At 36.2% G+C, this 11,319-nt stretch carries 6 protein-coding genes and 3 pseudogenes; 2 read left to right on the top strand and 7 right to left on the bottom strand.

From position 1 onward, the window contains the following. Positions 1-43: 43 nt before the first annotated feature. Both ACWPVO_RS02850 and ACWPVO_RS02845 read right to left on the bottom strand, forming a co-directional pair. Positions 44-4,957 carry a hypothetical protein gene (locus tag ACWPVO_RS02850; RefSeq protein ID WP_454206385.1) on the bottom strand — a complete coding sequence of 1,638 codons (4,914 nt, stop codon included), beginning with the start codon at positions 4,955-4,957 and terminating at the stop codon, positions 44-46. Between the two features lie 1,182 nt (positions 4,958-6,139). After that, the gene (locus ACWPVO_RS02845; protein ID WP_454206383.1) at positions 6,140-6,490 is read right to left on the bottom strand and encodes a copper amine oxidase N-terminal domain-containing protein; all 351 of its coding nucleotides are present in this window, start codon (positions 6,488-6,490) and stop codon (positions 6,140-6,142) included. 208 nt (positions 6,491-6,698) lie between these two features. On the opposite strand from ACWPVO_RS02845, the gene ACWPVO_RS02840 reads away from it, so the two are divergent. Together ACWPVO_RS02840 and ACWPVO_RS02835 are read left to right on the top strand one after the other, a co-directional pair. After that, positions 6,699-7,025: a hypothetical protein gene (locus ACWPVO_RS02840; protein ID WP_454206381.1), complete on the top strand. Its 327-nt coding sequence runs from the start codon at positions 6,699-6,701 to the stop codon at positions 7,023-7,025. A 6-nt stretch (positions 7,026-7,031) separates the two neighbouring features. Further along, entirely contained in the window at positions 7,032-7,310 is a 279-nt protein-coding gene (locus tag ACWPVO_RS02835; RefSeq protein ID WP_454206379.1) for a hypothetical protein, read from the top strand. A gap of 263 nt (positions 7,311-7,573) precedes the next feature. On the opposite strand, the pseudogene ACWPVO_RS02830 reads toward ACWPVO_RS02835, so the two are convergent. The 5 genes and pseudogenes from ACWPVO_RS02830 to ACWPVO_RS02810 all read right to left on the bottom strand — a co-directional run. Next, positions 7,574-8,053 (bottom strand): annotated as a pseudogene (locus ACWPVO_RS02830) (Rib/alpha-like domain-containing protein); the annotation flags it as partial. Beyond that, positions 8,032-8,571 (bottom strand): annotated as a pseudogene (locus tag ACWPVO_RS02825) (Rib/alpha-like domain-containing protein); the annotation flags it as partial. The pseudogenes ACWPVO_RS02830 and ACWPVO_RS02825, both read right to left, overlap by 22 nt. A 29-nt stretch (positions 8,572-8,600) precedes the next feature. Beyond that, positions 8,601-9,158: a Rib/alpha-like domain-containing protein gene (locus ACWPVO_RS02820; protein ID WP_454207177.1), complete on the bottom strand. Its 558-nt coding sequence runs from the start codon at positions 9,156-9,158 to the stop codon at positions 8,601-8,603. Beyond that, on the bottom strand, positions 9,109-9,684 hold the full coding sequence (locus tag ACWPVO_RS02815; protein ID WP_454207175.1) for a Rib/alpha-like domain-containing protein: 576 nt from the start codon (positions 9,682-9,684) through the stop codon (positions 9,109-9,111). Before ACWPVO_RS02815 ends, ACWPVO_RS02820 begins: the two co-directional genes overlap by 50 nt. After that, positions 9,596-11,290, bottom strand: a pseudogene (locus ACWPVO_RS02810) (Rib/alpha-like domain-containing protein); the annotation flags it as partial. The pseudogene ACWPVO_RS02810 and the gene ACWPVO_RS02815, both read right to left, overlap by 89 nt. Positions 11,291-11,319 lie beyond the last annotated feature (29 nt).

Raw genomic sequence — 11,319 nt, 5'->3', positions numbered from 1 at the left:
ACTTTCTTCTATTATATAGTAAATTTTATCCTATCATTGGATTTTATTGGCCTAATACTTTTGCATATGGGTTGGTGTATGCACCTGATTCATTAACACCAATAATTTCAATAATTTCACCCGCTTGTAGTTTGTAAGGATTACCTTGAGGGTCTGTTAGCATAATCTTTTGATATTTCTTACCAACAGTTGCTTGAGTCGTAACCTTAGCCTTTGATAGATAGCCATCAGCTTTTGTTCTTACAGCTTCAAAATCTTCTGGATTGTAAATTCTTACTGTAACAGTTACGCCTTCTTCATAGGCTTTTACTTGAACGAAGTCTTTACCAATACGTTCTCTACGAACCATGATGTCGATAATCTTGCTTGGAATGTATTGAGGATCAAGGGCTGTTGCGTTTCCAAATCTATCTTCTAGTGAAATGTCAGCGTTACTAAAGCCATTTCTGTTAAGCATTTCAATAGTAGCTTGAAGTTCTGCTTTATTTTGTAGACGTAAGATTTGAGTTCCTGCATTGTTCTTGTACTTAACTACAATAACTTGTGAATCTTCTTTGAAGTTAGATAGGTCTACATTTACCCAACGTCTCCACATGTCTTCTTTAGTTTTCGCTTCAGCTGTAGGAGCTGTTAAGTCAAGGGTAAATCCGTCTGAATAATTAGGCTTCTTGCCTTCTTCATCAGATTGGATAACAAGCTCTATTCCTTGTTCCTTCAATTTGTTGATTTGGTCGAACTTATCTGCAGGTATTAAGATTTGTTTCTTAACTTCGGTTCTGTCGTCAGAAACCATATCTTTGTCTAGAACAACTGGATCTATTTTGTCTGTAGCATCAACTGGTGCTAGTGGAACGAATTTCTTTTCTTCGCCCTCTCCTTCAAAGTAACCTAAAGTATACTTTGATCCTGCCTTAGGTGGTAGAAGTGGATGGTTCGGTACGTTGAATTCCACAACTGCGTTGCCATTTTCATCCTTTGGAAGTTGTTCTTTTTCTTCAACCTTGTGTGAAACTGGTTGAGCTTCAACTTTGGCTTCTGTTATTGCAGATGGAGTTTCTGCTTGACCAATTACTTTAAACTGTTGAGCTTTAACTATATCTCCTGGTGTCAACTTGCCAGTTTGAATAGTAATTACGCCATTATCAACAGTCACAGTTCCTGTGAAAGTACTGCTGACTTGGTCAAATACATAGTTACCGTTTGTATGCTTAACAACTGTTACTGTTTTACCGTCTGGTAGAGTTGTAACAATCTTGCTTGGATCTCCAACTTTTCTAACAACTACCTGTGTAGCATCATACTTAATCGGATCGATTGTAGGTGGTTGAACATCTACCTTTTTATTTGTAAGTGTGATGGAATAACCGTAAGTGTCGAAGTATTTCATAGTCTTATTTTCGTTAGGATTAATAAGACTTCCATCTTTTGTATAGTGACTACGCATTGTAGCTGCTGACATTGAGTCAACGCCGTCAGTATTTACAAGTTGGACTTTGTATCCACCTTTACCTTCGTTTTGGTTGGTGTTTACAATGGTTGCCCCGTAGTCCTTGTAGTTTATACTACCTGCATTAAATAGTTTTTCAGTTGAATCTGTAAGCTCAACTGCAATATAGGACATTCTGTGACCTGCTTCGTCATAGGAAGGTAGGTTGTTCCAGTTAATCTTGCCAGTCTTTGGCGTTGCTGAAGATAAAGCTTGTACAGATCCAGGTACTGGTCTGTATACTGCATTTTGGTCTACAATTTCGAAACCTGCTGCTCCTACTGCTGGTCTTGCTAAAAGACCTACTTTTATTTTTTCGTAGTTCTTTGTTTTTAAATCTTCACTTTCCCAAACTTTTTTCACATCTACATGGTAGTTCTTCTTCCAAACTGCATATAGGTCAACACCATCTCTAACTTGGTCTGCTGTTAGTGGGTATTGGTCTCCGTCACGAAGGTAGTTATCAACGTTAACACCAGTTCCTGTTTTGTTTTCATCAGGTATATCTGCGTTAGGATCTGTTGAGTAACCTACTAGTGAGTAGCCTTCCATCTTGAACTTAGGATCTCCCCAGTTCTTTTGTAGACGAACTGTGCGGTCTGTAAGGTTTTGTTCTGTTAGTGATTGTGTTACTGTTTCGTCAGTTTTGCCTTTCAATCCAGCTGGTGGATTAGTGTGGAAAGTTACAAGTGGTGAACCATAAGCTGCGTATACAGTCATGTTTTTAGTTATTGGTGAAGTGCTAGTAAAGATTAAGTTGTCTCCACTGATATACTTATCAACTGAGTCTGCTTCTTTAAGTTTTATGAAAGCTTCTGTAACTTCTTGTGGTGTACCTGTGAGTTTTTGTGTTGTCCATCCTAGGAATGTTTTTCCTGATATTTTTGGATCTTTTTCAACAAACTTTCTAAGTTCTAGAGCTTTTTTAGTTCTTTCTAATTCGCCTTGAAGTTTTGTCTTCTTTTCGCCTGATGCTTCTGCAATTGCACTTGTTAATGCTGCAATATTTTTTTCAAAGTTCTTGCCGTTGTGGTCTTTTAAGTCTACATTGGCACCTTCAAAACCGTTAGCTACATAGCCTTCTTGGTTAGCGAATTTTTCGTTCATTGGTGCAATACGCACAACAGGTTCTTGTTGGTTAGTTCTATTACTTAGATATGCATGTTCTGTACCTACTTTTTTATCTTTATCTACACCCTTGTAAGATAGCACGCTTTGGTCAAGTGTACCCCCGTTTAAATCAAAGGTTACCTTGGCTTGAACTTGTTCCACTACAGGGTCTTTACTCTCAAGTGCGTTTGCTAGAACGTCTTGGTTTGTGAAGTAAAGTGGCATGTCCTTTGTTGCCCAGTAGCTTGAATTTATCTTGTGATCTGCGTCATTTGATGCTGATGTCCATTCAAAACCTTGAACATCGTCGCCGTTGACATTCATTTCTATCTTTTTGTCTGCTGCTTGGATAGTTCCCAGTCTCTTTGCTGTAGTAACTTCGTTCTTATTGGCATCGTATGGATATACATACACTCTATCGTATTTTGAACGACCTGTTAGGTATTCGGAGTCTGTAAATATTTCGTCGATATCCGGTGCGTCAGCTGTTCTTGTTAAGATACCGCCACCGAAGTTTTCTTGGCGAGAACTCATTAGTGGGTCGTGGTTGTCTATAAACAATGAATCGTTAGGATTATTTATCTTTTGGCCATCTTTAAAGATTTCGCCCTTTTCATTTCTTGTGTATCCTTCTACAAGTGGTCTTTCAAATCTGTAAGTCTTACTTTTAGTAATAGTCCCACCAGAAAGGTTCTTGTCTGAGTAGTTAAATGTAACTGTCATACCAGGTGATACTTCTTGCATTTTTGTCTTTCTTGAGAAGATGGTAAGAGGTGTATCTTTTTTGATTTTGATATCGAATGGAACTGACACAGTCATCTTACGCATGTAGTCTTTACCACCCAATAGAAGTCCACCAGTATATGATGTTTTATCACCAGTAGTTCTAAGGCTTATTTTGTATTGATCATCGCCGATTTGGATAAAAGAACCGTTGGTATCAAAAGTACCTAAAGTAATAAGGTCACGTCTACCGTCAAAACGAATGTCAATAGTATCTCCACGTTTCAGATTGATATCTTCATTTCTTGGAACGGATTTAAATTCTTCAACCCCTGTTTCGTTAGTTGCAAATAGTGTAGAGAAGAATTCATAGGAAATGATATCGCTGGATCCGAATTTTTCTTTTAGCTTGTCCTTGTCAACGTAGTATCTAACTACTGTAGAGTTACCGTATCCTGTTAATGTAGGTGTTCCTGGTAAGAAGGTTTTGTTAGGATCATTACTTGAATACTTAACAATACCGACGCCATTTTTTCTTTCAATATCGTTTAAAGAATAGTCTATTCTGTTAGCAGGCTTTGGAACTGTTGGGTCTTCAGATGCATTATAGATTTTATCGTTTCCATCTGCTGAGAATAATTGAATGACCGTTTTAGACTCATCTTGAGGTTTTAGAATATCAATTAAGCTTTCGTCAAAGGATTGCATAAATCCGTAGTCGCCCCTGTTTCTAGTATCTCCAGAGTTCATAGAGCCACCTACGTCAGCTACAGAACCTACTTGACCTTGAGTTCTTCTCATGTAAACATCGAAGTAACCCTTTTCTTCATTATATTTAATATAAGATGAAGCTGTTTGGAAAGTGTTTTCATAGTTACGTACTACGTCCGTATTAAGTATGCCTTGCTTTAAATCTACTCTTACAGGTATGAAAGTCGAAATAGTATAGGATGAGTATGGAACCTCTTGATTCTCTTCTATAATTGTAGAGTATATTCTCTCATACTTATCATCTGTCAATCTCATTTGTATTAATGGGTTCTTGTCTAAGTTTTTAACTGTTTGTCCCGCTTTAAGAACTAGGTCTATTGGCGTTTCAAAGTTAACATATTGTAGTGGTGCATTTGTAGTTTGTGTACCATCTAAGCCTAAATCAACTACATGTAAGTTGCCTGAGCCACCTTGTTGGGCTGATAAGGGTTTAAACCTAATAAACTCATTATTAAAACTCCAGCCGTCATGGTTGTTAGGAAATTGTCCCGGCATCTTTTTACCCATGCCAGACTCGTCCCAGTCTATTAATGCATTTAAATTGTTGTCTGGTTTTAAAATAAGCCTCTTCCAAACTCCTGATGTAATAGTAAGATATCCGCCAAAAGCTAATCTTACTACTTCTCTGCCGTCCGGTCTAGTGTAGCCCCCGATGTATCTTAGGGTTGGGTTCTTTAATGCTTCTGCTGAAGATACCTTAACCAGTCTACCTTGGTGGGGTATTGGCCAGTATCTCGCTGTTTGTGCGTCGTCGACCCAGTTGGCCGGTTCGACTTCTGCAAAAATATTTAGAGGCATTATACCGATTATCATGATAAGCGATAAAAATAATGCTAAACATCTTTTACTTATTTGTTTTTTATCCATTTTTCTCTCCTTTCTAAATTTTTTTGGATATTAAACTTTTATTTATATATCGCCTCCTATAAGGTCGCCCATAGTTTGTATAATTAAAAAAATAAATAAAAATGCATACTTATGGACTATATTTATATGTATCCATTGTACCAAATTAGTACATATTTTTCAGCGAGATTTAGTATTGTAGCTAGTTTGATGTCGTATATTTTGTATAATTTTTATTCATTTGTAATTTTGTACTTTTTTTATACATTCTTTTAATAAAGTGTAATCTATTATTGTTTTCTATTAATATTAGTCTGTTTTTCCTTTAAACCTATAAAGTTTTTAATTCAGGTTTTATTATAAGTTCGATATTTACTAAGTTGTACAGCTTTTTCCAAGGATTTTGGTCATAATAAAAAGATAAGTTTTAATTGGTCTTGCCCTATATATTTTTTTCGGTATTTTTAGGCTTTTCTTAGTTTTTAGAGCTTTGATTTTAAAATTTTTAATATATTTAGCTTAATATCTATAAATATTTTCTATCATATAAACATGATTTTTATAGATTTTCTGTGAATATAAGAAAATTTACCAAAAATATTTTGTTAATATTCTTTCTTCTACAAAAAAATTTTATGAAAACTTTTTATTTTATATTTTATTCCTATCTAAAGATTTATATTTTTATTCTTTGTAAGTTTATAAGAAATGTTTCTTCTATCTATATAATGTTTTTATTTGTTTTGGTTTTTGGTTAGTCTTTTTTAGTTTATTGATTTCTCTTTCACTCTTGATAAGTTTTTATTAAATACTAGCTTAATATGAGTCTATAAGTTTTAATTAAATACTAGATTTCTATGAGTCTATAAGTTTTTATTTTTAATTTTTCTTTAACTACTCACTTAATATGATGTCATGAGCTTTGATTTTTAAATTTTACCTAAGTCTTAGCTTTCTATAAGCTTATATTTTTTTATTTTTAAATTTTACTTATCTCACACTTTTCTATGAGCCTATAAGTTTTATTTTTAAATTTTTATAAGTTTGTGAGATCTTATCACTTCATTAGGTCTTTTAACTCCATGAGATCCTATGACTTCATATTAATTTACTAGGTCAAAGGACTTCCTTGTTATTGTAACTTGCGTAAATAAGCATAAAAAAAAGAAGAACCCCTGAGGGTTCCTCTTAATTATTGACAACTTATCTTCTAATATAAATTGTTGCACTCTTGTCTTGTTGTTCCCATTCTATATCTTGATCAATCTTATCTTGAGTATTTCCGTTAGTTAGACCAAATACATTGGCTACGTTAGTAACAGAAACTAGGATTCTATCATTGATATTAAGTGGTTTAGAGTCCATCTTAACAGTCTTGCCGTTAGAAAGAACTATTTCATCACTATCGATTTGGATTGATGCAACTAAACCATCTTTTGTGAATGTTGCAGTTCTTGTCTTAGCATCCCACTTAACGTCAGCTTGAAGAGCTTCAGCTACATATCTAAGTGGAAGCATTGTTCTGTTATTTTGTAGAACTGGAGTTACATCCATCTTTCTCTTAGTAACAACTCCGTTTCTAACAACTTCGTATTCAAAGTCATTGATGCGGAATACATACCATAGAGTATCACGAACTGGAGTTCCAACTTCAGTTTTTTCTGGAGCTACAGTATAAACTGGGAATGTTGGAGTCTTGTGGTCTCTGTATCTGATTCCAGGGATGATATATTCTCCACCATCAGATGGGTAACCATTGTGGTTGTCGTCTCTTCCCTTTTCGTGTCCAATAACGTCAACTTCAACTTCAACTTTTCCACCTGGAAGATCTTTGTCTTCAATAACTACTGTGATAGGTCCATCAACATCTTCACCTGGTGTTACAACAACATTTCCGTTTTCGTCGATTATTGCTGGAACATTTTTACCATCTTCATCTTTAGCAGTTACCTTTGTATCCTTGTCTGGATTTTCTACCTTAACGCCTGTATCTTGTTTATCATCTGTTGGTTTAACTGGCTTTTTACCTGATTCGTCAACTGATGTTTTCTTGTCTTCTGGTTTTTTGTCAGAATTATTATCGTCTTGACCCTTCTTGTGGCCTTCTACTTCAACTTCAACTTTAGTTTTTCCACCTGGAAGATCTGGATCTTCAACTACTACTGTAATAGGTCCGTCTACATCTTTTCCTGGTGTTACCTCGATTTCTCCAGTCTTTGGATTGATTACTACTGGTACGTCTTTACCATCTTCATCTTTTGCAGTTACCTTTGTATCCTTATCTGGGTTATTAACAATTACGCCAGTTCCTTGTTTTTCATCTGTTGGGTCTACTGGTTTCTTGTTTTTATCATCGACTTTTGTATTAACATGAACTTCAACTTTAGTTTTTCCACCTGGAAGATCTGGATCTTCAACTACTACTGTAATAGGTCCGTCTACATCTTTTCCTGGTGTTACCTCGATTTCTCCAGTCTTTGGATTGATTACTGCTGGTACGTCTTTACCATCTTCATCTTTTGCAGTTACCTTTGTATCCTTATCTGGGTTATTAACGATTACTCCTGTGCCTTGGTTTTTATCTGTTGGGTCTACTGGCTTTTGACCTGTAGTGTCAACAGTTGTCTTCTTATCTTCTGGAGTGTTATCTTTTACTGTTACAGGTACGTCTTTTTCTTCACTTGATCCATCTGGGTAAGTTACTTTGATTTTTCCTGTGTAGTCACCAGGTGTATTTGTGTCGATTGCTCCTTCTGGAGTTACATCTTCTACTTTTGTGTTTTCTGGAAGTTTGTCTAGGTTTGTTACGTTGTCTGTTAAATCAACTTTGCCACCTTTTTCTACTTCTTCCTTCTTAACTTCTGGTTCGTATTTGTCTTTGTCTTTTTGACCAGCTGTTGAGTCTTTTACTGTTACAGGTACGTCTTTTTCTTCACTTGATCCGTCTGGGTAAGTTACTTTGATTTTTCCTGTGTAGTCACCAGGTGTATTTGTGTCGATTGCTCCTTCTGGAGTTACATCTTCTACTTTTGTGTTTTCTGGAAGTTTGTCTAGGTTTGTTACGTTGTCTGTTAAATCAACTTTGCCACCTTTTTCTACTTCTTCCTTCTTAACTTCTGGTTCGTATTGTCTTTGTCTTTTTGACCAGCTGTTGAGTCTTTTACTGTTACAGGTACGTCTTTTTCTTCACTTGATCCGTCTGGGTAAGTTACTTTGATTTTTCCTGTGTAGTCACCAGGTGTATTTGTGTCGATTGCTCCTTCTGGAGTTACATCTTCTACTTTTGTGTTTTCTGGAAGTTTGTCTAGGTTTGTTACGTTGTCTGTTAAATCAACTTTGCCACCTTTTTCTACTTCTTCCTTCTTAACTTCTGGTTCGTATTTGTCTTTGTCTTTTTGACCAGCTGTTGAGTCTTTTACTGTTACAGGTACGTCTTTTTCTTCACTTGATCCGTCTGGGTAAGTTACTTTGATTTTTCCTGTGTAGTCACCAGGTGTATTTGTGTCGATTGCTCCTTCTGGAGTTACATCTTCTACTTTTGTGTTTTCTGGAAGTTTGTCTAGGTTTGTTACGTTGTCTGTTAAATCAACTTTGCCACCTTTTTCTACTTCTTCCTTCTTAACTTCTGGTTCGTATTGCTCTTTGTCTGTCTGTTAAATCTTTTTTACAGGTGTCTTTTTCCATCTTTGTCTTTTTGACCAGCTGTTGAGTCTTTTACTGTTACAGGTACGTCTTTTTCTTCACTTGATCCGTCTGGGTAAGTTACTTTGATTTTTCCTGTGTAGTCACCAGGTGTATTTGTGTCGATTGCTCCTTCTGGAGTTACATCTTCTACTTTTGTGTTTTCTGGAAGTTTGTCTAGGTTTGTTACGTTGTCTGTTAAATCAACTTTGCCACCTTTTTCTACTTCTTCCTTCTTAACTTCTGGTTCGTATTTGTCTTTGTCTTTTTGACCAGCTGTTGAGTCTTTTACTGTTACAGGTACGTCTTTTTCTTCACTTGATCCGTCTGGGTAAGTTACTTTGATTTTTCCTGTGTAGTCACCAGGTGTATTTGTGTCGATTGCTCCTTCTGGAGTTACATCTTCTACTTTTGTGTTTTCTGGAAGTTTGTCTAGGTTTGTTACGTTGTCTGTTAAATCAACTTTGCCACCTTTTTCTACTTCTTCCTTCTTAACTTCTGGTTCGTATTTGTTCGTATTTGTCTTTGTCTTTTTGACCAGCTGTTGAGTCTTTTACTGTTACAGGTACGTCTTTTTCTTCACTTGATCCGTCTGGGTAAGTTACTTTGATTTTTCCTGTGTAGTCACCAGGTGTATTTGTGTCGATTGCTCCTTCTGGAGTTACATCTTCTACTTTTGTGTTTTCTGGAAGTTTGTCTAGGTTTGTTACGTTGTCTGTTAAATCAACTTTGCCACCTTTTTCTACTTCTTCCTTCTTAACTTCTGGTTCGTATTTGTCTTTGTCTTTTTGACCAGCTGTTGAGTCTTTTACTGTTACAGGTACGTCTTTTTCTTCACTTGATCCGTCTGGGTAAGTTACTTTGATTTTTCCTGTGTAGTCACCAGGTGTATTTGTGTCGATTGCTCCTTCTGGAGTTACATCTTCTACTTTTGTGTTTTCTGGAAGTTTGTCTAGGTTTGTTACGTTGTCTGTTAAATCAACTTTGCCACCTTTTTCTACTTCTTCCTTCTGGTTCGTATTTGTCTTTAACTTCTGGTTCGTATTTGTCTTTGTCTTTTTGACCAGCTGTTGAGTCTTTTACTGTTACAGGTACGTCTTTTTCTTCACTTGATCCGTCTGGGTAAGTTACTTTGATTTTTCCTGTGTAGTCACCAGGTGTATTTGTGTCGATTGCTCCTTCTGGAGTTACATCTTCTACTTTTGTGTTTTCTGGAAGTTTGTCTAGGTTTGTTACGTTGTCTGTTAAATCAACTTTGCCACCTTTTTCTACTTCTTCCTTCTTAACTTCTGGTTCGTATTTGTCTTTGTCTTTTTGACCAGCTGTTGAGTCTTTTACTGTTACAGGTACGTCTTTTTCTTCACTTGATCCGTCTGGGTAAGTTACTTTGATTTTTCCTGTGTAGTCACCAGGTGTATTTGTGTCGATTGCTCCTTCTGGAGTTACATCTTCTACTTTTGTGTTTTCTGGAAGTTTGTCTAGGTTTGTTACGTTGTCTGTTAAATCAACTTTGCTTACTTCTTCCTTCTTAACTTCTGGTTCGTATTTGTCTTTGTCTTTTTGACCAGCTGTTGAGTCTTTTACTGTTACAGGTACGTCTTTTTCTTCACTTGATCCGTCTGGGTAAGTTACTTTGATTTTTCCTGTGTAGTCACCAGGTGTATTTGTGTCGATTGCTCCTTCTGGAGTTACATCTTCTACTTTTGTGTTTTCTGGAAGTTTGTCTAGGTTTGTTACGTTGTCTGTTAAATCAACTTTGCCACCTTTTTCTACTTCTTCCTTCTTAACTTCTGGTTCGTATTTGTCTTTGTCTTTTTGACCAGCTGTTGAGTCTTTTACTGTTACAGGTACGTCTTTTTCTTCACTTGATCCGTCTGGGTAAGTTACTTTGATTTTTCCTGTGTAGTCACCAGGTGTATTTGTGTCGATTGCTCCTTCTGGAGTTACATCTTCTACTTTTTTGTTTTCTGGAAGTTTGTCTAGGTTTGTTACGTTGTCTGTTAAATCAACTTTGCCACCTTTTTCTACTTCTTCCTTCTTAACTTCTGGTTCGTATTTGTCTTTGTCTTTTTGACCAGCTGTTGAGTCTTTTACTGTTACAGGTACGTCTTTTTCTTCACTTGATCCGTCTGGGTAAGTTACTTTGATTTTTCCTGTGTAGTCACCAGGTGTATTTGTGTCGATTGCTCCTTCTGGAGTTACATCTTCTACTTTTGTGTTTTTTGGAAGTTTGTCTAGGTTTGTTACGTTGTCTGTTAAATCAACTTTGCCACCTTTTTCTACTTCTTCCTTCTTAACTTCTGGTTCGTATTTGTCTTTGTCTTTTTGACCAGCTGTTGAGTCTTTTACTGTTACAGGTACGTCTTTTTCTTCACTTGATCCGTCTGGGTAAGTTACTTTGATTTTTCCTGTGTAGTCACCAGGTGTATTTGTGTCGATTGCTCCTTCTGGAGTTACATCTTCTACTTTTGTGTTTTCTGGAAGTTTGTCTAGGTTTGTTACGTTGTCTGTTAAATCAACTTTGCCACCTTTTTCTACTTCTTCCTTCTTAACTTCTGGTTCGTATTTGTCTTTGTCTTTTTGACCAGCTGTTGAGTCTTTTACTGTTACAGGTACGTCTTTTTCTTCACTTGATCCGTCTGGGTAAGTTACTTTGATTTTTCCTGTGTAGTCACCAGGTGTTGTCTATTTGTTACGTCGAT

The sequence above is a fragment of the Peptoniphilus sp. Marseille-Q6390 genome (assembly GCF_965119475.1).
The sequence above is the reverse complement of the archived record's forward strand: the minus strand, read 5'-3'. Positions and strand labels throughout refer to the sequence as shown.

Coding starts and splice junctions, on each gene's coding strand:
- ACWPVO_RS02850 (WP_454206385.1), bottom strand. CDS start 4,957: ATGGATAAAAAACAAATAAGTAAAAGATGTTTAGCATTATTTTTATCG.
- ACWPVO_RS02845 (WP_454206383.1), bottom strand. CDS start 6,490: ATGGATGTAACTCCAGTTCTACAAAATAACAGAACAATGCTTCCACTT.